This is a genomic window from Lysobacter korlensis (assembly GCF_042434515.1).
Window position 1 is genome coordinate 22,375 of the sequence record NZ_JBHLTG010000003.1, and the last position, 24,733, is coordinate 47,107.

General features: G+C 69.3%; 19 protein-coding genes. 9 read left to right on the plus strand and 10 right to left on the minus strand.

What is annotated here, in order from left to right; translation table 11 throughout:
* Window positions 1–43: 43 nt before the first annotated feature.
* Both murU and ACFFGH_RS13300 read right to left on the minus strand, forming a co-directional pair.
* On the minus strand, window positions 44–751 hold the full coding sequence (gene murU / locus ACFFGH_RS13295; RefSeq protein ID WP_386669017.1) for an N-acetylmuramate alpha-1-phosphate uridylyltransferase MurU: 708 nt from the start codon (window positions 749–751) through the stop codon (window positions 44–46).
* A complete protein-coding gene (locus tag ACFFGH_RS13300) occupies window positions 748–1,752 on the minus strand; it encodes an aminoglycoside phosphotransferase family protein (protein WP_386669019.1) in 1,005 nt (334 codons plus the stop codon). Before ACFFGH_RS13300 ends, murU begins: the two co-directional genes overlap by 4 nt.
* Between ACFFGH_RS13300 and ACFFGH_RS13305 the strand changes: the two genes are divergently transcribed.
* A complete protein-coding gene (locus ACFFGH_RS13305; protein ID WP_386669021.1) occupies window positions 1,751–4,738 on the plus strand; it encodes a PAS domain-containing hybrid sensor histidine kinase/response regulator in 2,988 nt (995 codons plus the stop codon). The two genes, ACFFGH_RS13300 and ACFFGH_RS13305, sit on opposite strands and share 2 nt — an antisense overlap.
* 114 nt (window positions 4,739–4,852) lie before the next feature.
* On the opposite strand, the gene cysK is transcribed toward ACFFGH_RS13305, so the two are convergent.
* Both cysK and cysG read right to left on the minus strand, forming a co-directional pair.
* Window positions 4,853–5,830, minus strand: coding sequence for a cysteine synthase A (gene cysK / locus ACFFGH_RS13310; protein ID WP_386669022.1), 978 nt, complete (start codon window positions 5,828–5,830; stop codon window positions 4,853–4,855).
* 272 nt (window positions 5,831–6,102) lie between these two features.
* Entirely contained in the window at window positions 6,103–7,533 is a 1,431-nt protein-coding gene (cysG, locus tag ACFFGH_RS13315; protein ID WP_386669024.1) for a siroheme synthase CysG, read from the minus strand.
* Between the two features lie 271 nt (window positions 7,534–7,804).
* Between cysG and ACFFGH_RS13320 the strand changes: the two genes are divergently transcribed.
* Together ACFFGH_RS13320 and ACFFGH_RS13325 are read left to right on the plus strand one after the other, a co-directional pair.
* Window positions 7,805–8,788, plus strand: a complete 984-nt coding sequence (locus ACFFGH_RS13320) for a LysR family transcriptional regulator (protein ID WP_386669026.1) — start codon at window positions 7,805–7,807, stop codon at window positions 8,786–8,788.
* A 236-nt stretch (window positions 8,789–9,024) separates the two neighbouring features.
* Window positions 9,025–9,288, plus strand: a complete 264-nt coding sequence (locus ACFFGH_RS13325; protein WP_386669028.1) for a response regulator — start codon at window positions 9,025–9,027, stop codon at window positions 9,286–9,288.
* A gap of 41 nt (window positions 9,289–9,329) precedes the next feature.
* On the opposite strand, the gene ACFFGH_RS13330 is transcribed toward ACFFGH_RS13325, so the two are convergent.
* The 3 genes from ACFFGH_RS13330 to ACFFGH_RS13340 are packed head-to-tail and all read right to left on the minus strand — an operon-like array spanning window position 9,330 to window position 13,611.
* Window positions 9,330–10,076 (minus strand): phosphoadenylyl-sulfate reductase, encoded by a 747-nt coding sequence (locus ACFFGH_RS13330; protein WP_386669029.1) that lies wholly within the window; start codon window positions 10,074–10,076, stop codon window positions 9,330–9,332.
* Window positions 10,073–11,764, minus strand: a complete 1,692-nt coding sequence (cysI, locus tag ACFFGH_RS13335) for an assimilatory sulfite reductase (NADPH) hemoprotein subunit (RefSeq protein WP_386669031.1) — start codon at window positions 11,762–11,764, stop codon at window positions 10,073–10,075. Before cysI ends, ACFFGH_RS13330 begins: the two co-directional genes overlap by 4 nt.
* On the minus strand, window positions 11,764–13,611 hold the full coding sequence (locus ACFFGH_RS13340; protein ID WP_386669032.1) for an assimilatory sulfite reductase (NADPH) flavoprotein subunit: 1,848 nt from the start codon (window positions 13,609–13,611) through the stop codon (window positions 11,764–11,766). The genes cysI and ACFFGH_RS13340 overlap by 1 nt, the downstream gene beginning before the upstream one ends.
* Window positions 13,612–13,780: 169 nt before the next feature.
* Here ACFFGH_RS13340 and ACFFGH_RS13345 point away from each other — a divergent pair, with 169 nt between their 5' ends.
* The 4 genes from ACFFGH_RS13345 (at window position 13,781) to ACFFGH_RS13360 (ending at window position 20,693) form a co-directional block, all read left to right on the plus strand.
* Window positions 13,781–14,533 (plus strand): sulfite exporter TauE/SafE family protein, encoded by a 753-nt coding sequence (locus tag ACFFGH_RS13345; protein WP_386669034.1) that lies wholly within the window; start codon window positions 13,781–13,783, stop codon window positions 14,531–14,533.
* A 134-nt stretch (window positions 14,534–14,667) separates the two neighbouring features.
* A complete protein-coding gene (gene cysD, locus ACFFGH_RS13350; protein WP_386669036.1) occupies window positions 14,668–15,576 on the plus strand; it encodes a sulfate adenylyltransferase subunit CysD in 909 nt (302 codons plus the stop codon).
* Entirely contained in the window at window positions 15,576–17,459 is a 1,884-nt protein-coding gene (gene cysN, locus ACFFGH_RS13355) for a sulfate adenylyltransferase subunit CysN (protein ID WP_386669038.1), read from the plus strand. Before cysD ends, cysN begins: the two co-directional genes overlap by 1 nt.
* A gap of 192 nt (window positions 17,460–17,651) precedes the next feature.
* Window positions 17,652–20,693 carry a ligand-binding sensor domain-containing diguanylate cyclase gene (locus ACFFGH_RS13360; RefSeq protein ID WP_386669040.1) on the plus strand — a complete coding sequence of 1,014 codons (3,042 nt, stop codon included), beginning with the start codon at window positions 17,652–17,654 and terminating at the stop codon, window positions 20,691–20,693.
* Window positions 20,694–20,748: 55 nt separating this feature from the next.
* Here ACFFGH_RS13360 and ACFFGH_RS13365 read toward each other — a convergent pair whose 3' ends face one another.
* Both ACFFGH_RS13365 and ACFFGH_RS13370 read right to left on the minus strand, forming a co-directional pair.
* Entirely contained in the window at window positions 20,749–20,997 is a 249-nt protein-coding gene (locus ACFFGH_RS13365; protein ID WP_386669042.1) for a GlsB/YeaQ/YmgE family stress response membrane protein, read from the minus strand.
* A 164-nt stretch (window positions 20,998–21,161) separates the two neighbouring features.
* Window positions 21,162–22,652 (minus strand): M20 family metallopeptidase, encoded by a 1,491-nt coding sequence (locus ACFFGH_RS13370; protein ID WP_386669044.1) that lies wholly within the window; start codon window positions 22,650–22,652, stop codon window positions 21,162–21,164.
* A 199-nt stretch (window positions 22,653–22,851) separates the two neighbouring features.
* Here ACFFGH_RS13370 and ACFFGH_RS13375 point away from each other — a divergent pair, with 199 nt between their 5' ends.
* Window positions 22,852–23,199, plus strand: a complete 348-nt coding sequence (locus tag ACFFGH_RS13375; protein WP_386669046.1) for a ComEA family DNA-binding protein — start codon at window positions 22,852–22,854, stop codon at window positions 23,197–23,199.
* A 179-nt stretch (window positions 23,200–23,378) separates the two neighbouring features.
* Window positions 23,379–24,023: a HutD/Ves family protein gene (locus ACFFGH_RS13380; protein ID WP_386669048.1), complete on the plus strand. Its 645-nt coding sequence runs from the start codon at window positions 23,379–23,381 to the stop codon at window positions 24,021–24,023.
* 20 nt (window positions 24,024–24,043) lie between these two features.
* Here the strand turns inward: ACFFGH_RS13380 and ACFFGH_RS13385 are convergent, their stop codons facing one another.
* Window positions 24,044–24,718, minus strand: a complete 675-nt coding sequence (locus ACFFGH_RS13385) for a PepSY-associated TM helix domain-containing protein (protein WP_386669049.1) — start codon at window positions 24,716–24,718, stop codon at window positions 24,044–24,046.
* Window positions 24,719–24,733: the final 15 nt, after the last annotated feature.

Consider the following 24,733-nt stretch of genomic DNA (forward strand, 5'->3'; position numbering starts at 1 on the left):
GCGAGGCGGCTCGCGCCATACGCGTCGTGTTGACCGCCGTCTGCTAGCCGCGCAGCCGTGTGTCGAGTTCGGCCAGCCGCTGTGGCGTGCCGACGTCGGTCCATTCGCCGTGATGGTGCTCACCGGTGACGCGGCCCGTGGCCATCGCCGCCCGCAGCAGCGGCGCCAGCTTGAAGCGCGGCGGGGAGGCATCGACGCCGGGCGCATCGCCGATGACGCTGCGCCAGCGGTCGAGCAGTGCAGGTCGGTAGACACCGATGCCGGAGAACGTCAGCCGGGCCGGGCCGTCGCTGCGCACAGTGTCGCCGTCGAGTGCGAAGTCACCGGTCGGGTGCTGGACCGGGTTGTCGACCAGGACCAGGTGCGCGTCCCCACGCGGCTCGCGCGGCAACTGCCTGAAGTCGTAATCGGTCCACACATCGCCGTTGACCGCGATGAACGGGTGTCCGCGGTCGGCGCCGAGCAGCGACAGCGCATGCCACATGCCGCCGCCGGTCTCGAGCGGAGTGGGGCCTTCGAACGAGTAGCGGATACGCAGGCCCCATCGCGAGCCATCGCCGAGCGCGTGCGGAAACTGGTCGGCGAGCCAGCTGGTGTTGACGACGACCTCGCGCACGCCGAGCGCGGCCAGCTTTTCGAGGTGCCAGACGATCAGCGGCCGGCCGGCGACCTGCAGCAGCGGCTTGGGTGTGTGGTCCGTCAGCGGCCGCATGCGCTCGCCGAGGCCGGCTGCGAAGATCAGGGCGTTCATGCCGCGAGCGCAGGCCGGACGTGGCGATCGAGCACCGCGAGCAGCGGCGCGAGTTCCGGGTAGCGCGGCACCACGCCGTCGAGGTAAGTAAGAAACCGCGGCGCATCCTCGAGGTACTTCGGCTTCGCGTCGCGATGGTGCAGCCGCGCGAAGATGCCCATGACCTTCAGGTGCCGCTGCACGCCGATCCAGTCGGCGTCACGCCGGAAGCGCGCACGCTCCGGCACCGGCAGGCCGGCCGCCTGTGCCCGCTTGTGGTACTGGTCGAGCCATGCGTCGACGCGCGCTTCGGGCCAGCTCAGGAACGCGTCCTTGAACAGGCTCAGCGCGTCGTATGCGATCGGCCCGCGGACCGCGTCCTGGAAATCGAGCACGGCCGGGCCGTCGTCGACCGGCATGAGGTTGCGCGGCATGAAGTCGCGATGCACCAGCACCTGCGGTTGCGCGAGCACCGCATCGATCAGGCGGCGGTAGACGAGGTCGAGCTCTTCCATGTCGCGGCAGTCGAGCGTGATGCCCAGGTGCCGCGTCAGGAACCATTCGTCGAACAGGCGCAGCTCGCGCGCGAGCAAGGCTTCGTCGTAGGCGGGCAGGTCGGCCGGGCAGGCAATCGCCTGCAGCTTCAGTAGCTGGCCGATCGCGGCGTCGAAATGCGCATCGGCATTGCCTTCGTCGATCACCTGCAACAGCGTCTGCGCGCCGAGGTCCTCGAGCAGCAGGAAGCCGGCATCGACATCGCGGGCCAGCACCTGCGGCACGCGCACGCCACCGGCTTGGAGCAGGTCGCGGATGCGCAGCCACGGCCGCACGTCTTCCTTGTCCGGCGGCGAGTCCATCACGATCCGGCTGATGCCGTTCGCATGGCCGCGCCAGTAACTGCGGAAACCGGCGTCGGCCGAGGCACGCACGAGTTCTAGCGAGGAGTCGCCGGTGGCGGCCCGGGCCCACTCGAGGCGGGCAGACTCGCGCAGGTCGGAATCGGTGGAGGCGGGGACGGTCATGCAGGCTCCGCGCGGCCCAGCGCCGCGAGCCGCACAGCGTAGCGGCGCATCGCTGCTGTGCAACTGCAACCGGTCTCGTTTTTGCCGGTGGCGGCAGCGAGGGCCGTCACCGGGATCAAAGGCGAAACGGGGGATAATAATCAGCTCAGCTTTTTGCAGAAACCTCAGCGGATTGGCCTTGGGCAACAAACGAATGAACGCAGCCGATGCAGCATGGCCGGTGGCGACCCCGTCGGCAGACCCGCGGGGTATCGACTCGCTGCTGTTCGAGGCCAGCCCCGACTGCGTGAAACTGCTCGACCTCGACGGGCGGTTGCTGCAGATGAACCGCAACGGCATGTGCGCGATGGAGATCGACGACTTCGGGCCGCTGTGCGGTCAGGAGTGGACCAGCCTGTGGCCCGAGGAAGGCCGCGCGGCGTTGACCGCCGCGGTCGCGGAAGCGCGGCAGGGGCGCTCCCGCCGGTTGACCGCGTTCTGCCCGACCCAGAAGGGTACGCCGCGCTGGTGGGACGTCACCGTCGCGCCGGTGCCGGCCGGGGATGGGGAACCGCAGTCGATCCTGTCGGTCTCGCGCGATATCACCGAGCTGCACCGGGCGCGGGACGAGCAGCGCGAGACGGTGGCGCGTCTGGGGTTCATCCTGGCCAGTTCACAGCTCGGCGCCTGGGAGCTCGACCTGGCGACCGGCGCCGCGCGCACCTCATTCCTGCACGACCGCTGCTTCGGCTACGACGAGCCGGTGCGGAACTGGAACTACGACGCGTTCATTGCCGCGGTGCACCCGGACGACCGCGCCTGGGTGGTGGCTGCGTTCGCGCAGGCCCGCGACACCGAGCAGGACTGGAGCTTCGAGTGTCGCGTGGTCTGGCCCGACGGGTCGATCCACTGGATCGCGGTGCATGGCAGTTTCTTTCGGCCCGACGGCGGTGCGGCCAAGCGCATCCTCGGCACCGTGGTCGAGATCACCGCACGCAAGCAGACCGAAGCGGAACTGCGCGAAACCACGCTCGCCGCCGTGCAAGCCGCGGAGGCCGCCGAGACCGAACGCGGGCGACTCAACGCCCTGCTGGAGGCGACGCCGGTCGGCATCGTGTATGCCGACATGCATGGACAGCTGACGGTTTCGAACGCCGCGATGCGGGAGATCTGGGGCGATTACCCGCAGTCGGATTCCGTGGAACGATACGTCGATTGGAAGGGCTGGTGGCCCGACGGCACGCCGGGCGCGGGACAGCGCCTGACCGCCAATGACTGGCCGCTGGCGCGTGCGCTGCAGGGAGAGGAAGTGCAGGGCGAAATCGTCGAGATCGAGCCATTCGGCCGGCCGGACGAGCGCGTCACCATCCTGCTGCGCGCCTCGCCGGTGCGCGACGCCGCTGGTGAGGTCATCGGCGGCGTGGTGGTGCAGCAGGACGTCACCGACCGCATGCGCATCGAGCGCGAGCTGCGCGACAGCGAGCGCAGGTTCCGCACGATCACCGAAGCGATGCCGCAGATGGTGTGGGCCAGCCAGTCCGACGGCTACAGCGACTACTTCAACCGCCAGTGGTACGAATTCACCGGCGCGGCCGAGGGCGAAAGCTACGGCGACGGGTGGATGCGGCTGCTGCACCCCGACGATGTGGAGCGCACCCGGCAACGCTGGGAGCAAAGCCGCACGACCGGGCAGATGTACGAAATCGAATACCGCCTGCGCCACCGGTCGGGCGACTACCGCTGGGTGCTGGCCCGCGGCGTGCCGGTGAAGATCAACGATGGCGACGTGGTGCGCTGGATGGGCACCTGCACCGACATCCACGAGCATCGGCGCCTGCTCGATGCGCTGGGCGAGCGCGAGGAAGCGCTGCGGCTCGCCGACCGCCGCAAGGACGAGTTCCTGGCGATGCTCGCGCATGAGCTGCGGAACCCGCTCGCGCCGATCAGCACGGCTGCGCAACTGCTGCGCCTGGCCGCTGACGATCCGCAGCGCGTGCGTGCGTCGGCGGAAGTCATCGGCCGGCAGATCACGCACCTGACCAACCTCGTCGATGACCTGCTGGACGTGTCGCGCGTGACGCGCGGGCTGGTGCAGCTGGACATGGAAACGCTGGACCTGTCAGGCGTGGTCGCGGCTGCGGTTGAGCAGTCGAGGCCGCTGATCACCGCCCGCGGCCATGCGCTCAGCATCCGCTCCGGCCCGGGTGCGCCCTGCGTGCAGGGCGACCGCACGCGCCTGGTACAGGTCATCGTCAACCTGCTCAACAACGCAGCGAAGTACACACCGCCCGGCGGCCACATTACGGTCGAGGTCGAAGCCAGCGATGGCATGGCCCGCGTCTCAGTCACCGACAACGGCATCGGCATCGATAAAGCGCTGCTGCCGAACGTGTTCGACCTGTTCTCGCAAGGCACCCGCACGCCGGACCGCTCGCAGGGCGGGCTCGGCATCGGGCTGGCGCTGGTGCGCAGCCTCGTGGGCCTGCACGGCGGTCGCATCAGCGCTGAAAGCCAAGGCGCGAATGCCGGCAGTCGCTTCACGATCGAGCTGCCGCTGTCGAATGCGAAGCCGGATTCAGGACGGCCGATCGCAGGTCAGGTGGCTTCGGTGACCACGCCGTTGCGCGTGCTCGTGGTGGACGACAACGTCGATGCCGCGATGCTGCTCGCCGACGTACTGCGGATGGCCGGGCACGAGTCCCATGCCGCGCACAACGCCGCGGACGCGATAGAAAGCGCGGAGCGGCTGGGGCAGATCGACGCGTTCATCCTCGACATCGGGCTGCCCGACATGACGGGCTACGAACTGGCCACGCGGCTGCGTGACCACCCGGCTGGCGAGCGGGCGATGTACGTCGCGCTGACCGGCTACGGCCAGCCGCACGACCGCGTTCTGTCGCGTGCGGCGGGCTTCGACCATCACTTGGTCAAGCCCGCCGATGCACAGAAGGTGCTGGGGATTCTGGCTGATGTGGTGCGTCGCGGCCCGGCGCGACAGCCGGGCTGAGCGCGCTACGACGTGACATGAAAACGGGCGCACGGCATTGATGCCCGGCGCCCGTAATTTTCATCGAAGCGGCCTGTGGCAGTTGCGCCACCGGCCGGGTTTGCATTGCCTGCCTCAGGCAGCGGTGGTCTCGGCTTCGAGCGATGCCAGCCACTCGTCATCCGAGCCTTCCGCGACGCCTTCGAACAGGATCGTCGACAGATAGCGCTCGCCGGTGTCGGGCAGCATTGCCAGCAGCACCGAGCCCTGCGGCGCGGACTCCGCCACGCGCAGCGCGGCAGCAACCGTCGCGCCGGCCGACAGGCCTACGAACACACCTTCCTCGGCCGCCAGGCGACGCGCGGTATCACGTGCGAGCAGGTCGTCGATCGGCAGGATGTCGTCGGTGATGTCGCGGTTGAGCACCGACGGGATGAAGTCCGGCGTCCAGCCCTGGATCTTGTGCGGCTGCCACTCCTTGCCTGACAGCAGCGCCGCGCCGGCTGGTTCGCAGGCGATGACTTTCAGATCCGGACGCGCGAGCTTGAGTACCTCGCCGGCGCCGGTGATCGTGCCGCCCGTGCCCCAGCCGCTGACGAAGTAATCGAGCTGCTTGCCGGCGAAATCACGCAGGATTTCCGGGCCGGTGGTGCTGCGGTGGAAGGCCGGGTTCGCCTCGTTGTCGAACTGGCTGGCCAGGAACCAGCCGTGCTTCTCGGCCAGCTCGCGCGCCTTGCGCACCATGCCGGTGCCGCGCTCGGCGGCCGGCGTGAGGATGACCTTGGCACCATATGCGCGCATCAGCTTGCGGCGTTCGATCGAGAACGTCTCGGTCATCACCGCCACGAACGGATAGCCGCGCGCGGCGGCCACCATCGCCATCGCGATGCCGGTGTTGCCCGACGTCGCCTCGACGATCGTCTGGCCGGGCTTGAGCACGCCGCGACGCTCGGCATCGAGCACGATCGCCAGCGCGAGACGGTCCTTGACCGAGCCGCCGGGGTTGAACGATTCGACCTTCGCATAGAGCGTGACGTGCTTCGGCGCGATGCGATGGAGCTTGACGATCGGCGTGCTGCCGACGGTGTCGAGGATGCTGTCGTAGAGGGCCATGGGGACTCCGTAGGAATTGGCAATTCGATTGGCGAAAGCACACCGGATTGCAGGGCTTGGATTTCGATTGCGGCAGCGCCCAGAGCGCCATTGCCGGCTTTTCTACCAGCTACCGCATTCGATCCGAGGGCGTGCCGGCGGGGGGCGCGATGAGCGGCCCATGGATGGGCCGCGCGGCCAGTCAGGCCGGGATGACCTGACCGAGCCGGAAGCGAGCCGCCCCGGCCGACACGCCCGGGCCGAAGCACTCGCTTCCACACGCATAAGTACGATCAAGCCGCCTCCGCAAACACATGCGTCACATCACCCACCGGCGGCGCACCGAACCAATGCAGCTTCGTCGCCAGCGCCGCCACTTCGCCAACGATCAGCAGTGCGGGCGACTTCACCTGATGGGTACGCGCGGTCTCCGGCAGATCGGCCAACGTGCCGGTGATAACGCGCTGCTCGGGCCGCGAGCCGTTCTCGACGATCGCAAACGGCGTCGAGGCCGCACGCCCGTGCGCCACCAGCCGATCGCGCAGCGTTTCCAGACCGGCCACGCCCATGTAGATCGCCAGCGTCTGCCGTCCCGCTGCGAGGTTCTGCCAGTCCAGCGTGTCGGCCGAGTCCTTGCAGTGCGCGGTCACGAAGCGCACCGACTGCGCATACCCGCGATGGGTCAGAGGAATGCCTGCGTAGGCACCGCATGCGAGCGCCGCGGTGATGCCGGGCACGACCTCGAACGGAATGCCGTGCGCATGCAGCACCTCGAGTTCCTCGCCGCCGCGACCGAATACGAAGCTGTCGCCGCCCTTGAGCCGAACCACGTGGCGGCCGGCTCGTGCGTGTTCGAGCAGCAGCTCGTGGATGCGTTCCTGCGTGACCGACTGGCCGCCGGCCTGCTTGCCGACTTCGACCAGCTCGGCGTCGCGACGCGCGAGTGCGAGTACTTCTGGACTGACAAGCCGGTCGTAGAGGATCACGTCCGCCTCGTTGAGCAGGCGCAGCGCGCGCAGCGTCAGCAGGCCGGCGTCGCCCGGTCCGGCCCCGACCAGCGCGACGCGGCCGGCGGCGCGCTGCCCGGTGTCGGCGGTTGCCAGCGCCTCGTCGAGCGCACGCACGGCTGCGAGGTGCGCGCCACGGCGCAGCAGGCCCGGCACCGGCCCGGCCAGCAGGCGATCGAAGAAGCGGCGGCGCGCCTGCAGGTCGGGCAGACGCGTGCGGATGCGCTGGCGCGAATCGGCGAGCAATTGGGCGAGTGCACCGAGCGATTCGTCGAGCTGCGTCTCGAGTTTTTCGCGCAGGTGGCGCGCGAGCATCGGCGCGCCGCCGCCGCTGGAAATCGCGATCTGCAGCGGGCCGCGCTCGATACGTGCGGGCACCTGGTAGCTCGATAGCTCGGCGTCGTCGACCACGTTGACCCAGATCCGCCGCGCCTCGCCGGCAGCGGCAACCGCGCGGTTGGTCTGCACGTCGTCAGTGGCCGCGACCGCGAGCCAGGCGTCGTCCAGCCATCCGGCCTCGAACGCGCCGACGCGGTGGTCGATGCGGCCGCTCGCGGCGAGCTCGGACAACTCGGGGGCGAGCGCCGGCGCGCCGACGACGACGTGGGCGCCGGCTTCGAGCAGGGCGGCGACCTTGCGCCGCGCAACCGTACCGCCACCGACGACGAGGACGGTGCGGCCGTTGAGATCGGCGAACATCGGAAACAGGGCGGCCATGGCGCAGGTCCGGGAGGGTGAAATCGGACCCTACGCAGCACCGCCACCCGGCGGAAATGACCTGCCACTGTTCGCTCATGCCGGCTGGGAATGAGCTGGACATGCTGAATCGGTCAAGCTAGGTTGTCGCATCCCTCTATTCGGATGGAGCGATAGAGGCCTGGCCCGACCACTGGCCAACAACCTCGAAACGCTCCCATGCCAGCCCCATCACAGTGCATTGGATCCGCTACGGCTGCCCCGATCCGTCAACGCCCCGGACACCGCCGCAATGACCCTGACCCAGCTCCGCTATTTCGTCGCGATCGCCGATTCAGGCCTCAACATCACGCTGGCCGCCGAGCGCGTGCATGCCACGCAGCCGGGTCTGTCGAAGCAACTCAAGCAACTCGAGGACGAGCTGGGCTTTCTGCTGTTTTCGCGCAAGGGCCGCAGCCTGGAGTCGATCACGCCGTCGGGTGTGCAGGTGCTCGCGCATGCGCGGCGGCTGCTCGCCGAAGCCGCAAACATCCGCTCGTTTGCCGCCAACCAGCGCCGCGACAGCCAGGGCCGGCTGGTGCTGGCGACCACCCACACGCAGGCGCGCTTCGTGCTGCCCGCCGCAATCGCGCGCCTCAAGCAGGGCTATCCGCAGGTCAGCGTGCACCTGCAGCCAACCGGCGATGAAGAGGTGCTCGCCACGCTCGGCCGCGGCGAAGCCGATTTCGCGCTGATCAGCACCGCCGGCGACACGCCGGGCGGCGGCCTGGCCGTGCCGCTGTTCCGGTGGTCGCGCCTGGTGCTGGTGCCGCGCGCGCATCCGCTGGCGCAGTCCGGCGCGGCGCCGACGCTGGAGCAGCTGGCCCAGCATCCACTGGTCAGCTACGAATCCTCGATCCGGCCCGATTCGTCGCTGCGTCGCGGCTTTGCGCTGGGCGGATTCGAACCGCAGTTCGCGATGACCGCCCGCGACGCGGACCTGATCAAGACCTACGTGCGCGCCGGGCTCGGCGTCGGCCTGCTCGCGGAAATGGCGATGCTGCCCGACGACAGCGACCTCGTGGCGCTGGATGCGCCCGAGGCGATCCCAACCTGCGTGGCCTGGGCCGTGCTGCCGCGCGAGCGCGTGCTGCGCGATTACGCGCTGGACCTGCTGCATGCGGTGGCGCCGCAGATCGACCGGCAGGACCTGCGCCGCGTGTTGGCTGGCAACAGCGAGGCCGACTGGCCGGCGCCGCCGAGCTGGCGCGAGCTGAGCCAGACGATCACGATGTAACGGCTGCGGCCTCGTCGGCGTCGATTGCGCCGGGGCGTTTTACGGTGCATTGCTCCAAGGTTGCCCTACAGCTGCGCAGCTGTGTGGAGGCCGCCGTCATCGCGTACGCCGTCCTTATCGATGCCGGAACGCATCACGCCCATCCGCAGCTGCGGGCGTTATGCAGGACCCGCCAACCCGCGCGCTTGAGCCACCGAACCGCGTAGCCGCGAAAACCGCCGAGTTACGCACTGGCGTTGCTGGAGTCAGAGCCTGTCGACGTGCTGGTGCCGGACGTGGGCATGTCCGAGATGGACGGCTACGAGCTGATCCGCCGGGTGCGTGGCATCGCGCGGTTTGCGAACCTGCCGGCGATCGCTGCAACCGGTTTCGCGCGTGACGACGATGCGCGCGCGGCGATGGAGGCCGGTTTCTCGGCGCACATCGGCAAGCCGGTCCTGATCGAGCAGCTCGCCGAGGTGATCGACGAGGTGATGCGGGTGCAGCACGAGTCGTCCTGACGCGGCGCCGGCACCGCGCGGATCGGCCTGTGCAGGGCACCTCACGCTGCCCGGTCGGAGGTCTCGCCCCAGAGTTCGTGCAGGCCGCATTCGCGCTTGAGGCCGAAGAAGCGCGTTTCCTCGACGTCCATGCCGGGCTCGAGGCGGCGCGTGGTGTGCACGTCGCCGATCGACACATAGCCTTCGTGCCACAGCGGGTGATACGGCAGGTCGTGCTGCTGCAGGTACTGCCAGACGTCGCGGTCGCTCCAGTCGGCGAGCGGATGCACCTTCCAGCGCCCGTCGCGCAGCTCGACGAAATCGATCTCGGCGCGGCTGCGCGACTGGCTGCGGCGCAGGCCGGCAATCCAGGTGCGCACGCCCAGCTCGTTCAGTGCACGCTGCATCGGCTCGACCTTGCGCATGCGGTTGTAGCGCTCGATGCCTTCGACGCCTTTCTCCCACAGCTTGCCCATGCGCGCTTCCATCCACGCAGCGCCGATCTGCGGGCGGTAGACCTGCAGGTTCAGCGACAGGCGCTCGGTCATCTCGTCGATGAAGCGGTAGGTCTCGGGGAACAGGTAACCGGTATCGACCAGGATGACCGGGATGTCGGGCTTGACCTGCGTGACCAGGTGCAGCGACACCGCGGCCTGCGCGCCGAAGCTCGACGACAGCGCGTGGTTGCCCGCGAGGTTCTCGAGCGCCCAGGCGGTGCGCTCTTCCGCATCGCGTGCGCCAAGCCAGCGATTGAGTTCGGACAGCGCGCGCGGCGATTCAGCGGCGGTGATCGGATCGGGCGGGCTCATGCGGCTACCTCCAGCGAAATGCGGCGATCGCGCACGACACCGGTGCGCACGAGGAAATCGCCAAAGTGTTCGTCGTGTGCGCGCTCGGCGGCGAAGCTGGCGAGCAGCGGATCGAGCGAGTCGAAAATCGCGGCCTCGTCGACGTTCTCGCGGTAGATCGTGTTCAAACGCTGGCCGCGGTGATCGGCGCCGAGCATCAGGTTGTAGCGGCCCGGTGCCTTGCCCACGAGCGCGACTTCCGCGAGGTACGGTCGCGAGCAGCCGTTCGGGCAACCGCTCAGGCGCAGGTGGATCGGCTGGTCGAGCAGGCCATGGCGGTCGAGCAGCTGCTCGAACTTCTCCACGAACTCGGGCAGGTAACGCTCGGCTTCCGCCATCGCGAGGCCGCAAGTCGGCAGCGCGACGCAGGCAAGCGCGGCACGCTTGAGCGGCGAGGCTGCCACGTGCGTGTCCAGTCCGTACTCGGCGACCAGCGCATCGATCTGCGCGCGCTGAGCGGCCGGCACGTTCGCGATCACGAGGTTCTGGTTCGGCGTCAGCCGCAGCTGCACGCCGTCGGCTTCGAGCAGGGCCTGCGCGATTGCCCGCATGCCGCTCTGGTGGCGCAGTCCGTCCTGGTCCCAGATGCGGCCGGACAGGATGCGCAGCGTGAGGTGCGCACGGCCGTCACCGGCTTCGGTCCAGCCGAAGCGGTCGCCGTTGTGGTCGAACGCAAACGCGCACGCTGGTGCGAACACGAGGCCTGCACGGCGCTCGACCTCGGCCTTGAATGCGTCCAGCCCGTGGTCGTCGATCGTGTACTTCAGGCGCGCGCGCTTGCGCACGGTGCGGTTGCCCCAGTCGCGCTGCGCGGTCACCACCGCTTCGGCAACCGCGATCACCTGGTCCGGCGTGACGAAGCCGACCACGTCCGCAAGGCGCGGGTAGGTCTCGGCATCACCGTGCGACGCGCCCATGCCGCCGCCGATGCTGACGTTGTAGCCGACGATCGCGCCGTTTTCGATGATCGCGATGAAGCCCAGGTCCTGCGCGAACACGTCCACGTCGTTCAGCGGCGGCACCGCGAAGCCGATCTTGAACTTGCGCGGCAGGTAGGCCTCGCCGTAGATGCGGTCGGCCTCGGCATCGCCGCCGACGCGCTCGTCATCGAGCCAGATCTCGTAGTACGCGCGCGTGGCCGGCAGCAGGTGTTCGGACACCGCGTTCGCCAGCGCGAACACCTCGGTGTGCACCTCCGGCTGCAGCGGGTTCGGCGCCACCGCGACGTTGCGGTTCACGTCACCGCAGGCGGCCAGCGTGTCGATCAGCGCAGCGTTGATCGCCTGCATCGTGGCTTTCAGTTCGCGCTTGATCACGCCGTGGAACTGGAATGCCTGGCGCGTGGTGACGCGCAGGCCGCGCTCGGCGAACGTGGTGGCGACCGCATCGAGCTGCAGCCACTGCGACGGGCTGACCACGCCGCCGGGCGTGCGCGTGCGGATCATGAAGCTGTACGCCGGCTCGAGCTTCTGCTGCCGGCGCTCGTCGCGGATGTCGCGATCGTCCTGCTGGTAGCTGCCGTGGTACTTGATCAGCGTCTGGTCGGCCTCGGCGAGCGCGCCGGTGACCGGGTCGGCCAGGCTTTCCAGCAGGCTGCCGCGCAGGCCGCGGCTGGCCTTCTTGATGTCTTCGACGGAGTGCGCGCTCATCAGTACACGTCCCGGGCGTAGCGGCCCTGCGATTGCAGATCGTTGAGGTAGTCGGTTGCGGCCTCGGCATCGCGGCCGCCGTGCTCGGCGATCACGTCGACGAGCGTGGCGTGCACGTCGCGCGCCATGCGCGTCGCGTCGCCGCAGACGTAGAGGTGCGCGCCGCTTTCGAGCCAGGCGAACAGCTCGCGGCCGTTCTCGCGCAGGCAGTGCTGGACGTAGGTCTTGGCGGGCGTCGCGTCGGCATGGCCGACCGCGCGAATGCCATCGCGCGAGAACGCGAGGTCGAGCCGGTGCAGCTGGCCACGCTTGAGCGCGTCCTGCCACTCGATCTGGTAGAGGAAGTCCGTGCGCGCATGCGGGTTGCCGAACACCAGCCAGTTGCGGCCGCTCGCGCCGGTCTCCGCACGGTGCTGCACGAAGCCGCGGAACGGCGCGACGCCGGTGCCCGGGCCGATCATGATCACGTCGCGCGAGGTGTCGGCCGGCAGGCGGAAACGCTCGTTCGCCTCGACGAACACCGGCAGGTGCTCACCCTCGGCCGCGCGGGCGAGGAAGTTCGACGCCGTGCCCCAGCGCAGCTCTTCGCCGACCGCGTATTCGACATGGGCGACGGTCAGGTGCGCTTCCTCGCCGACCACGGCCTGGCTGGAGGCAATCGAATACAGCCGCGGCGTGAGCGGGCGCAGCGCGGCGACGAACTCGTCGGCCGTCCACGATGCGGGGTACGTGCGCAGCAGGTCGATCAGCTGCTGCTCGGCAATCAGCGATGCAAGCAGGGCCGCGCCTTCGGGCGCGAGCACGCCGTCGAGCACGTCGCTGCGCGCCCGCTTGGCATGTTGCAGCAGGAACGGGCGCGACAGGCGGGTCAGCTCGCGGCGACGCAGCAGCGCCTCGCGCAGCGACAGCGAGTCGTTGCCGAGCGTGACGGGCTGCTCGCCGTCGAAGCCGAGCGCATGCAGCACCGCCTCGACCAGCGCCGGCGGATTGACCGGCCAGATGCCGAGCGCGTCGCCGGGCTCGTAGTGCAGGCCCGAGCCCTCGAGCGAGATCTCGAGGTGGCGGATATCGCGGTCGCTGCCGCGGCCGGTGATGCGCTGGTTGGCCAGCAGCTCGGCCGCGAACGGCGCCTCGCGGGTCGGCGCGCTCGGCGCTGCGGCGAGCGGGCGCAGCGGCGTGACGCTGGCGCGCGGCGTGGACTTGATCGTCTCGCGGGCCACGGTGAGCGCGCGGGTGACCCAGGGCTCGGCGACGGTTTCGAGGTCGAGGTCGGCATCGCCGCGGTCGAGCAGGCGCGTGGCGCCAAGTTCGGCCAGGCGGGTGTCGAGCTTGCGGCCGATCTCGCAGAACTGCGGGTAGCTGGAATCGCCCAGACCGAGCACGGCGAACTTCAGCTCCGGCAGCGCCGGGGCGCGCTTGCCGCTGATGAACTCGACGAAGCCGCGGGCGTCATCCGGCGGATCGCCGTCGCCCTGGGTGCTGATAACGACGTAGAGATAGCGTTCGTTCTTGAGCTCGCGCGTGGGGTAGGCGTCCGCGCGCAGCAGGCGCACCGCGAGGCCGGCGGCCTCGGCCTGTCCGGCGAGCGATTCGGCCAGCCGCTTCGCATTGCCGGTCTGGCTGCCGTAGACGATCGTCAGCGTCGTGGCGGGCTGGGCCTCGGGGGCGGCCGGCACGGCGGTGCGGGCCGCCGGGGCCACGCCGGCACGGGCCAGGCCCGCGGCATAGCCGGACAGCCACCACAGCCCGGCACTGTCGAGGCCGCCGGTGAGGCGGTCGAGCAGGGCCGCCTGTTCGGACGACAGCGGCTGCGTGGGGGGCAGCAGGGAGGCGGGGGACGCGGACATGGCAGGCCTTGGGCGTACGACAGCGGGATTTCGACACCCGCAGGCTAGGCAGTGCGCACGCCGGCCGGAAAGGACCCCTCGTTATGCGCTTATGCCGCGCCCTCGTTTCCGGCGGCGCGGGCCCGTCCCGATACTGCCGGCCATTGCCCGTGCCAGGCCTGCGCTCCAGATGGAACTGCCCACCGACTTCCTGTCCTACGTTGCGATCGGCATCGCCGCGCAGCTGATCGACGGCGCGCTCGGCATGGCCTATGGCGTGATCGCGTCCAGCCTGCTGCTCGGGCTTGGCCTGCCACCGGCCGTGACCAGCGCGACCGTGCATGCGGCCGAGTGCTTCACCACCGGTACCTCGGCGCTGTCGCACCGCGCGTTCGGCAACATCGATCGGGCCCTGTTTCGCGGCCTGCTGCTGCCGGCCGTGCTCGGCGCCGGGACCGGCGCCTGGCTGCTCGCGAGCCTGGACGGCGATCTGCTCAAGCCGTGGGTCGCCAGCTACCTGCTGGTGCTCGGCGTGGTGATCGTCGCGAAGGGTCTGCGCCGCGCGCCGACGCGCCGGGTGACCTCGCGCCTTGCGCCGCTGGGTTACTTCGGTGGCCTGATCGATGCGGCCGGTGGCGGCGGCTGGGGCGCGATGGTGTCCGGCAACCTGCTCGCGCGCGGCAATGAATTCCGCCTCACGGTCGGCAGCGTCAACGCGGTGGAGTTCTTCGTCACCCTGACCGCGTCGATCGTGTTCCTGCTCACGCTCGGCCTGACCCACTGGAGCGTCATCGTCGGCCTCGCGGTCGGCGGTATCGCCGCGGCCCCGTTCGGCGCCTGGTTCGTCGGCCGCGTCCGGCCGCAGCCGATGCTGGTCGCGGTCGGCCTGGTGGTCATCGCGCTGAGTGTGCGCACCCTTGTCCTGCATTTCGGAGCGCCATGAATCTTCCGCATGCCCTGACCGGCACTTCGGCCGGCTTCGCCGCGTCCCCGGCGGCGTCTACCATGCCGGCAGCGTCCAGCCCGGCCGCGCGTCATGCCGCGGGCGCTTCCGTCTCCGCCTTTCCCCCGAGCCCCATGCCCGCAGCCGCCCTGAGCCACCTCGACCGTCTCGAAGCCGAGAGCATCCACATCCTGCGCGAGGTCGCGGCCGAGTTCCGCAACCCGGTGATGCTGTACTCGGTCGGCAAGGACAGCTCGGTGCTGCTGCACCTGCTGATGAAGGCGTTCGCGCCCGCCAAGCCGCCGATCCCGCTGCTGCACGTCGATACGACGTGGAAGTTCCGCGAGATGATCGAGTTCCGCAATCGCCGTGCGGCCGAGACCGGCGTCGAGCTGCGCGTGCACATCAATCCCGACGGCGTCGCGCAGGGCATCGGCCCGGTCACGCACGGCGCCAGCGTGCACACCGACGTGATGAAGACGCAGGCGCTCAAGCAGGCGTTGGACCAGTACGGCTTCGATGCGGCCATCGGCGGCGCGCGCCGCGACGAGGAGAAATCCCGCGCGAAGGAGCGCATCTTCTCGTTCCGCAACGCGCAGCACCGCTGGGACCCGAAGAGCCAGCGCCCGGAGCTGTGGAGCCTCTACAACACGCGCATCGACAAGGGCGAGAGCGTGCGGGTGTTTCCGATCTCGAACTGGACCGAACTCGACGTCTGGCTCTACATCTACCGCGAGAAGATTCCGGTGCCGTCGCTGTACTTCGCCGCCGAGCGCCCGGTGATCGAGCGCGACGGCGCGTTGCTCATGGTCGACGACGAGCGCCTGCCGCTGCGCGAGGGTGAAACCGCGCAGATGCGCCGCGTGCGTTTCCGCACGCTCGGCTGCTACCCGCTGACCGGCGCGATCGATTCCGACGCCGATTCGCTCGAGAAAATCATTGCCGAGATGCTGGTCGCAACCACGTCCGAGCGGCAGGGCCGCGTGATCGACCACGATCCGTCGGCCTCGATGGAAAAGAAGAAGCAGGAGGGGTATTTCTGATGACGCGCCTTGATGATTCGGCCGCGACCGTCGCCGCCTACCTGCAGCAGCACGAGACCAAGGGCCTGTTGCGCTTCATCACCTGCGGCAGCGTGGATGACGGCAAGAGCACGTTGATCGGCCGCCTGCTGCACGACACGCGCGGACTGTTCGTCGACCAGCTGGCCGCGCTGGAATCCGACAGCCGCCGCCACGGCACCCAGAACGGCGAGATCGATTACGCGCTGCTGCTCGACGGGCTGTCCGCCGAGCGCGAGCAGGGCATCACGATCGACGTTGCTTACCGCTTCTTCAGTACCGAGCGGCGTAAGTTCATCGTCGCCGACTGCCCCGGCCACGAGCAGTACACGCGCAACATGGCCACCGGTGCATCGACCGCGGATGTGGCGATCGTGCTCGTTGATGCGCGCAAGGGCCTGCTGACGCAGACGCGGCGGCACAGCTACATCGTCTCGCTGCTCGGCATTCGCCACGTGCTGCTCGCGGTCAACAAGATGGACCTGGTCGAGTACGACCAGCGCGTGTTCGACGAGATCGAATCCGGCTACCGCGCGCTTGCGGAGCAACTCGGCATCGAACACGTCACCACAGTGCCGCTGTCGGCACTCAAGGGCGACAACCTGCTGCAGCGCTCGCGGTCCACGCCGTGGTACGAGGGCCCGAGCGTGCTCGAGTACCTGGAAACCGTCGACACGGCACGCGATGGCCGTGATGTCGGTTTCCGCCTGCCGGTGCAGTGGGTCAACCGGCCGAACCAGGACTTCCGCGGCTTTGCCGGCACGATCGTCGCCGGGCAGGTGAAGCCGGGCGACGAGATCGTCGCGCTGCCGTCGGGCCGCCGCTCGCGCGTGGCGCGCATCGTCACCGCGGACGGCGACCTTGCAACCGCGGCCTCGGGGCAGGCGGTCACGCTGACGCTGGACGACGAGCTCGACATCAGCCGCGGCGACGTGATCGCCGATGCGCACAACCCGCCGCAGGTCGCCGACCAGTTCGCCGCGCACGTGCTGTGGCTGGGCGAGCAGCCGCTGCTGCCGGGCCGGCCGTACTGGCTCAAGATCGGCACGCGCACCGTGAGTGCGAGCGTCACCGAGATCAAGCACAAGGTCGACGTCAACACGCAGGACGAGCTTGCGGCCAAGCACCTCGAGCTCAACGAGGTCGGCTACTGCAATCTCTACCTGGACCAGCCGGTCGCGTTCGAGGCGTATCGCGACAACCGCGAGCTCGGCGGCTTCATCCTGATCGACCGCCAGACCAACGCCACGGTCGCCGCCGGCACCCTGGACTTCGCGCTGCGCCGCGCCGGCAACATCCACTGGCAGCACATCGACGTCGACAAGGCGGCACGTGCGCGCAGCAAGTCGCAGCAGCCGCGCTGCGTGTGGTTCACCGGCCTGTCCGGGTCGGGCAAGTCGACGATCGCAAACCTCGTCGAGCGCAAGCTGCACACCCTCGGCCTGCACACCTACATCCTTGACGGCGACAACGTGCGCCACGGCCTCAACAAGGACCTCGGGTTCACCGACGAGGACCGCGTCGAGAACATCCGCCGCGTTGCCGAAGTGGCGAAGCTGATGACCGACGCCGGGCTGATCGTGCTGGTCAGCTTCATCTCGCCGTTCCGGGCCGAGCGGCAGATGGCGCGCGAGCTGTTCGACCCGGGCGAGTTCGTCGAGGTGTTCATCGACACGCCGCTGGAAGTGGCCGAGCAGCGCGACGTGAAGGGGCTCTACGCGAAGGCGCGCGCGGGCAAGATTCCGAACTTCACCGGCATTTCCTCACCGTACGAGGCGCCCGAAACGCCCGAGCTGCGGCTGGACACGACCGCCGTGCCTGCGGCCGAGCTTGCCCAGCGGGTCGTGGAGCGCCTGCTGGCTTGAGCGCCGACGCGTATCGAACGTGCGGACCATCTCAGTTCGGATGGCCTGCCGCGGACGACGGGGCGGGGGGTGTGATGATCGTGCCCAGACGTCCCGGCCGATCGCGTGATGCGCTCCTTGCACCCCTGTCGCAGGCAGGTTCAACCCGATAGGCGCCGCCGGTGTCACGCCGGCTGGCGGGCGGTATGGGGTGTGCTGCTGCTCGCCCTGTCGCTGGTCGCGCAGGCAGCCGGTCAGGGGCCGGAGCTGCCGCCGCACCAGCGGGTCTGGCGGCAGTGGACCGTGGCCGAAGGCCTGCCGCAGATCACCGTCAACGCCATCCTGCAGGATCGCGCGGGCTTCCTGTGGGTGGGCACGCAGGACGGCATCGCCCGCTTCGACGGCGTGGCGTTCCGCAACTACACCCCGGCCGACCACCCCGGGCTGGGGCACGGCGTCATCAACGCGCTGGGCCTGGACCGCGACGGTGCGCTGTGGATGGGGTCGATGGCCGGCGTCTCGCGGTTCGTCGACGGACGCATCGTGCCGGTGCAGGCCGACGGCGAGGGCACTGGCATCGTGCTGGGCGTACGCCCGCATCCCCAGGGCGGCGTCTGGGTCAGCGCGGAAAATGGGCTGTTCCATGCCCAGGACCGCAAGGCCGTGCCGCTCCGGTTCGGGCAGAAGCGCATGCCCATGCTGACGGTGCTGCAGCCGCCAGGCCGACCCGAACTCGCGCTGGGGCATTTCCATCTGGTGGTCGACCCCGGTGGCAAGGGCCGGGTCATCCCGCTGCACAAGCACCTTCCCGCAGTGCTGTCCGGCGCGCTCGCTCGCGAGGGCGGACTGTGGCTCGGTACGCTGGGCGGGCTGTACCGCACCGATTTCGAAGGCCGGATCCAGGGCGATGTGCTGGCGCCGGGGCGCGAAGTGCAGAGCGTGGTGGAGGAGCCGGACGGGACGTTGTGGTTCGGCACCGACCGGGGCCTGCTGCGTCGCCGTCCGGGTCACGATGTCGAGCCCGCCGTGGTGCCCGGAATCGACGCCACCGAGTGGGTCGGTCGCGTCTTTATCGATCGCGAACGCAATCTCTGGGTCGGCACGCAGCTGACCGGACTGCACCGCTCCTGGGCCGATCGGTTCCGCCGCTTCACCGCGCGCGACGGTCTGGTCGACGGCGCGGTCTGGTCGGTCTACGAGGCGCCCGACGGCGAAATGTGGGCGGGCACGCCCAATGGGCTCTACCGTGGCGGGCTGGGGGGCTTCGAGAAGGCGATTGGCGGCGAGGACCTGCCGCACCCGAACGTGACCGCGATCCTACGCGACCGCCGACAGGGGCTTTGGGTAGGCACCTACAGCGAGTTGGTGCACCGCCCCGCGGGCAGCTCACGGCTGGTGCGGGTGCCGCAGGTGGGCAAGGCCGGAACATTCGCGCTGGTCGAAGACGACAACGGCGATGTCCTCGTGGGATCGCTTGAGGGACTGTTCCGGATCCGCGACGGCCGGGCGGAGCGCACCGAGCGCGTCAGTCTGCCGGGTGCATCGAATGGTTTTGGCGTCAGCGGCATCGCCCGCGGCCGCGACGGGCGGCTGTGGGTGGGCTACGAGGGCGGTGTGGCGTACCAGGACGGCGATCGCTGGGTGCTAGCACCGGCGCCGGCGAAGACCCGGATGCGGTCGGCCACGCTGACGCCGTTCGGCGACGGTGTGCTGGCGGCCGGCCTGGATGGTCTGTTCTTCGTCGACCGCACCCAGGTTCGCAAGCTGGGGCGGGAGGAAGGCCTGCATGCCGACAACGTGCATTCGGTGCTGATCGGCGGTCGCGACGTCTGGTACCAGGGCCCGCGTGGCGTCGGCCGCATCTCAGCGGACGCCTTGCAGGCGCTGCTGCGTCGTGAGCGCACGCGCGTCGACGTGGACGTCTTCGGCGATCTCGGATCGGCCCAGATGGCCCAGTGCAACGGCGGCCACCAGGCGTCGGGCGCGCTGACGCAGGGGCGCTGGCTCTGGTGCCCGGATCTGCAGGGGCTGATGGTGTTCGATACCGCGCGCGCCGGTGAACTCGCGCCGCCTCCGGAGACCCGGCTGCAGGCGCTGGTCACACCGAAGCGGCGCATCGACGTGACGGGCGTACAGCCCGGCGCCATCGAGCTGGCGCCCGACGAGCGCGATCTGCAGATCGATTACACCGGGCTGTACATGCGCGCTGCCGACCGGCTGCGTTTCAACGGCCGGCTTGTCGGATACGACACCGCATGGCGCGCGTTCGACGGGCGTCGTGCCGCGTACTACACCAACCTGCCGGCCGGGCAGTACACGTTCGAGTTGTACGCGACCAACGAGGACGGCGTGCGCGGTCCGACCATCGCGATCCCGTTCGGCATCCGTCCGCACTGGCATGAGACTGCGCTTGCGCGCAGCGCTGCGGTGATCGTGCTGCTGCTGCTCGTGGCCGGTGGTCTGCGCTGGCGGCTGCACGCGCTGCACCGGCAGCGCCAGATGCTCGAAGCGCGGGTGCGCACGCGGACCGGCCAGCTGGAAGCGGCCAATGAAGAGCTGGAAGCGTTGAACCGCAGGCTGGAGGCCGCCAGCGTCACCGACCCGCTCACGGGCCTGCACAACCGCCGTTACCTGCTCGAGCACCTGCCGCACGAACTCGCGCGTCTGGACCGGCTGCATGCGCCGGGGCACGAAAGCCCAGCGGTGCTGACCTTCCTGCACCTGGACCTGGATAACTTCAAGCGCATCAACGACACCCACGGCCACCACATCGGCGATCGCGTGCTGCAGATCGCAGCCGACCTGCTACGCCGCAACTCGCGAGCGGCGGATTTCGTGTTGCGCTGGGGCGGGGAAGAAATGCTCGTCATCGGCCAGGAGGCCGGACGCGATGATGCACATGCCTGGGCGATGCGTATCGTCGAGAGCTTCCGTCAGCACGTGTTCGAGACCGAGGTGGGCCCATTGCGCGTGACCTGTTCCATCGGCCACGCGGTGTATCCGATGTTCCCGGGCCGACGCGATGCGCTCGGCTGGGAGGCGGTCATGAACCTTGCCGATGCCGCCACCTACCTTGCCAAGCACGAAGGCCGGGATCGCTGCATCGGGTTCGAACTGCTCCGCGGCGACCTGCCGGACGACTTCTTCGCTCGCGCACATGCCGATCCACGCGGACTGGAGGCCGAGGGGTGGATCCGGATCCGCAGTGAAACCCACTGCGCTGCCGGTGTCTTCGAACTGCAACCGGCAGACTGAAACCATCCGGGGCGTCGCCCGCCGCAGCGGGCGCGCCCCGTCGTGATGACCTGCGTTAGACGCGCGGAGCGCGGCGGTGGCCGCGGAAGCGCTCGTAAATGAACAGCAGGATGATTGCCGAGATAATCGCGACGATCCAGCCGAGCACGCCGCCACCGGCGATGCTGCCGCCGATCAGTGCGCCGACGATGCCGAGCACGATCGTCATGATCCAGCCCATCGGATCCGCGCCGGGCTTGAGCAAGCGCGCGAGGATGCCGATGACCGCGCCGCCGATGATGTAACCGAAGATTCCGTCGAACATGGCCAGCTCCTTCGAACTTGGACACCGGGGGATCCCGGCTTGGATCGATGCTGGCAGCGCGCGCGTGGCGGGACCGTGGAGGCCGTTCAAGCGTTCAGGTTGGGGTTGAATTGCTCGTCGCGCCTGCATTCCGGCGCCGGGACATCCCGACGCCGGATCCGACCTCAGCAGCAGCCGTGTCCGCCGTGCTGCTCGCCACCGGCGACCGCGGACACACCGCGGGTCTCGCCGCGTTCGCTGGCTGCATGGTGCTCGGCGATCACGTGCGCGACGCATGCGGTCACGCGCTTGCCCATCGGGATGTGCAGGAACTCGTTGGGACCATGCGCATTGCTGTGCGGGCCCAGCACGCCGGTGATCATGAACTGCGCGCCCGGGAACTTCTCGCCGAGCATGCCCATGAACGGAATGCTGCCGCCTTCGCCCATGTACATCGCGGGCCGGCCGAAGAACTGCTGGCTCGCGTCGCCGATCGCCTTGGCCAGCCACGGCGACATCGCCGGTGCGTTCCAGCCGGCCGAGGCCTTTTCGAGTTCGAGTTCGACGTGCGCGCCGTTCGGCGGATTGCTGAGCAGGACCTCTTTCAACAGCTCGCCGGCGCGCTTGCCGTCCAGCGTCGGCGGCAGGCGCAGCGACAGCTTGACCGCGGTGAACGGGCGCAGCACGTTGCCCGCCGACGACAGCGCCGGCATGCCGTCCACGCCGGTTACCGACAGCGCCGGCCGCCAGGTGCGGTTGAGCACGAGTTCGGCCAGGTCGTCCGCCATCGGCGTCATGCCGGGCAGGAACGGGAATTTGTCGAACACCGCGGTGTCGAGCACGCGCGCGGCTTCCTGCGCCTGGCTGATGCGCTCGGCCGGGATCTCCGCATGCAGGCCCTCGACCACGATGCGGCCGGTCGTCTCGTCCTCGAGTCGCGACAGCAGCTGGCGCAGCAGGCGGAAGCTCGATGGGACAATGCCCGACGCGTCGCCGGAGTGGACGCCTTCCTCCAGCACTTTCACCACGAGGTTGCCGCCGGCGAGGCCACGCAGCGACGTCGTGCACCACAGCTGGTCGTAATTGCCGCAGCCCGAATCCAGGCACACCACCAGCGACGGCTTGCCGATGCGCTCGGCGAGGTGGTCGACATACGCCGGCAGGTCGTAGCTGCCCGACTCCTCGCAGGCCTCGATCAGGATCACGCAGCGCGAGTGCGGCAGGCCCTGCTTCTGCAGCGCGAGCACCGCGGTCAGCGAACCGAAAATCGCGTAGCCGTCATCCGCGCCGCCGCGGCCGTACAGGAGATCACCCTTGATCACCGGCTTCCACGGGCCGAGGTCCTCGTCCCAGCCGGTCATCTCGGGCTGCTTGTCCAGATGGCCGTACAGCAGCACGCAGTCGTCATTGCTGCCGCCGTTCGCGGCGGGGATCTCGACGAAGATCAGCGGCGTGCGGCCTTCCAGGCGCACGACCTCGACCTGCATGCCCGGGATGTCCTGCGCGCGCGCCCAGCGCTCCATGAGCTCGACGGCTTGTTCCATGTAGCCGTGTTCGACCCAGTCGGCATCGAACATCGGCGACTTGTTCGGGATGCGGATGTAGTCGACGAGCTGCGGGACAATCTCGTCGTCCCACATGCCGGAGACGAACTGTTCGATCTGGCGTGAATCCATGGGGGCGACCTTGTGTGCGGGCGGTCCAGTTTAACGCCGCGCTGCCGGTAGGACTTTTCCGACCCGGGGCCGAGGCGGTTCCGGATGCGCTAGTGGCGGCGCAGGCGATGCCGCGCGCAGTGCGCGTTCGCCAAGCTGTCTCCACCGGCGCCGCAGCACGTGGAGGCCGGATCACCCGACCACCTCAAGGAAGACCGCCATGAAACTCGCCGTTCTGATCCGCTCGCTCGTGCTGTCGCTGCTGCTCGTCGGCAGCGCCGTCGCCAGCGAGAAGGTCAACATCAACACTGCCGACGCCGCCACGATCGACCGCGTTCTGCTCAATGTCGGCCCGTCCAAGGCCGAAGCGATCGTCGCGTACCGCAAGGCGAACGGTGCGTTCAAGAGCGCCGAACAGCTCGCGCTGGTCAAAGGCATCGGCCTGAAGACGATCGAGAAGAATCGCGATCGCATCGCGCTCGGCGGCGGCGCGGCTCCGGCCCGCAAGGTCGCGCCCGCCACGACGCGCAGGCCCGCGCCTGCCGCACGCACCGCGGTAAAGGGCTGATCCACACGGCGCTGCAGGACGCGGCGCAGTCACCGGCCCGGCATGGAAGGCCGGGCATTCGGGCGGAGTCCCGGACATGGATGTGGCCGCCGCCCCGGAAGGATTCGGGGTGGCGGCGTCGTGATGGCCGCTCACGGACGCGCCGCTAGACTTGCGCGCAACCCGTACGGATGGCCCCGATGCTTGCAACGCCGACCGCCGAATCGTTCGTCATCCCCGCCAACGAATACCGGCGCGAACGCTGGCGCAATGGACTGGGCTGGACGCGCGAGATCCTGCGGCGGCAGTTGCCGGCTGTGGGCGCGGATGCCTCACCCGATGCCCAGGTATCGGGCGATGACTGGCACTGGCGGCTGTCGATTGCCGAGATCGAACGCGATGCGCCGTTCTCGGCGTTTCCGGGCGTGGATCGCGAACTCGTGCTGCTCAGCGGCAATGGCGTGCGCCTGCGTTTCAACGACGGCGAGATGCACGAACTCGAACCGCCGCACGGCCGGCTGCGCTTTGCCGGCGAGCGCGAGGTGACCGGCGAGCTCGTCGACGGCCTGACGCACGACTTCAACCTGATGTGGCGCCGCGAGCATGTGAGCGCGATGCTGTGGCACCGGCCGCTCGTGGGCCCGATGGTAATCTTCGCCGAGCCCGGAACGGCCTGGGCGGTGTATCTGATCGCAGGGCAGGCCGAGTTTGTCGACCACTCGGGCCTTCCGCCGCTCGCAGCCGGCGATACCGCCGTGCTGCAGGCCGGAGACGCCCGGCTGCGGCACGTGCTCGACGGTGGCGGTGAGGTGTTGCTGGTGCGCGTGACGCCGGCGGGCGATTGACCGCCCTTCGCTTGAACTGATCAGCCGAACGCGGCGCCCAGCACGACGGCCAGCACTGCACCGGACAGGCCCAGTACGCTCAGCAGCATCTGCTTCGCGGTGCGGCCGCGCGCCCACATCCAGATGCCCGACAGGCCGAGCAGCACCATGCCGATCGCGAAGCTGTCGGCCAGCAGGTTCCAGGCCCAGCCGCCGCCGACTCCCTTGTGCAGCCGGGTCACCACCGCGAGCGGGCTGTGACTCGATCGCTTCACCTCGGCGGTGGCGTTGCCGGGCACGTACTCCAGCGACCACGACGAGCCGCCGGTGCCGCCCGAGAGGTTCCACTTCGCGGGTTCGACCACCGCGCGGCCGGCAAGCCGCCCTTCGGACGGCTTGCCTTTGCGCACGACCCGGGCATCCAGCCCGCGCGCCTCGCGCAGCCACGTCGCGAGCGCTTCGGGAGAAGCGCCTGCAGACGTCGGAACTTCGATCACCAACCGTCCGGATTCCTCGCTTTTGCCTTGGGGCCAGGCGTTGTCACCGAAGCGGTTGTTCATCACCAGGCCGGTGAATCCATACAGCACTGCCGCGATCGCCCCCCACGCACCGACCCACAGATGCAACTGCCGCATCCATCGATAGGCCGTGGTCCCCTTCCGGCGTGCGGGGGTGCCGACAGCGGAGAGCGGAACGGGGCGGGCGGCGGCGTTCATCAGGCTGGGTACGTG

Excerpts from the sequence above, each read along its gene's own strand:
- ACFFGH_RS13340 (WP_386669032.1), bottom strand. The coding sequence starts at position 13,611 with ATGTCCGCGTCCCCCGCCTCCCTGCTGCCCCCCACGCAGCCGCTGTCG.
- ACFFGH_RS13320 (WP_386669026.1), top strand. The coding sequence starts at position 7,805 with ATGACCCTGACCCAGCTCCGCTATTTCGTCGCGATCGCCGATTCAGGC.
- ACFFGH_RS13330 (WP_386669029.1), bottom strand. The coding sequence starts at position 10,076 with ATGAGCCCGCCCGATCCGATCACCGCCGCTGAATCGCCGCGCGCGCTG.
- cysG (WP_386669024.1), bottom strand. The coding sequence starts at position 7,533 with ATGGCCGCCCTGTTTCCGATGTTCGCCGATCTCAACGGCCGCACCGTC.
- cysD (WP_386669036.1), top strand. The coding sequence starts at position 14,668 with ATGCCCGCAGCCGCCCTGAGCCACCTCGACCGTCTCGAAGCCGAGAGC.
- ACFFGH_RS13380 (WP_386669048.1), top strand. The coding sequence starts at position 23,379 with ATGCTTGCAACGCCGACCGCCGAATCGTTCGTCATCCCCGCCAACGAA.
- cysI (WP_386669031.1), bottom strand. The coding sequence starts at position 11,764 with ATGAGCGCGCACTCCGTCGAAGACATCAAGAAGGCCAGCCGCGGCCTG.
- ACFFGH_RS13305 (WP_386669021.1), top strand. The coding sequence starts at position 1,751 with ATGCAGGCTCCGCGCGGCCCAGCGCCGCGAGCCGCACAGCGTAGCGGC.
- ACFFGH_RS13370 (WP_386669044.1), bottom strand. The coding sequence starts at position 22,652 with ATGGATTCACGCCAGATCGAACAGTTCGTCTCCGGCATGTGGGACGAC.
- cysK (WP_386669022.1), bottom strand. The coding sequence starts at position 5,830 with ATGGCCCTCTACGACAGCATCCTCGACACCGTCGGCAGCACGCCGATC.
- murU (WP_386669017.1), bottom strand. The coding sequence starts at position 751 with ATGAACGCCCTGATCTTCGCAGCCGGCCTCGGCGAGCGCATGCGGCCG.
- cysN (WP_386669038.1), top strand. The coding sequence starts at position 15,576 with ATGACGCGCCTTGATGATTCGGCCGCGACCGTCGCCGCCTACCTGCAG.
- ACFFGH_RS13345 (WP_386669034.1), top strand. The coding sequence starts at position 13,781 with ATGGAACTGCCCACCGACTTCCTGTCCTACGTTGCGATCGGCATCGCC.
- ACFFGH_RS13385 (WP_386669049.1), bottom strand. The coding sequence starts at position 24,718 with ATGAACGCCGCCGCCCGCCCCGTTCCGCTCTCCGCTGTCGGCACCCCC.
- ACFFGH_RS13375 (WP_386669046.1), top strand. The coding sequence starts at position 22,852 with ATGAAACTCGCCGTTCTGATCCGCTCGCTCGTGCTGTCGCTGCTGCTC.
- ACFFGH_RS13300 (WP_386669019.1), bottom strand. The coding sequence starts at position 1,752 with ATGACCGTCCCCGCCTCCACCGATTCCGACCTGCGCGAGTCTGCCCGC.
- ACFFGH_RS13365 (WP_386669042.1), bottom strand. The coding sequence starts at position 20,997 with ATGTTCGACGGAATCTTCGGTTACATCATCGGCGGCGCGGTCATCGGC.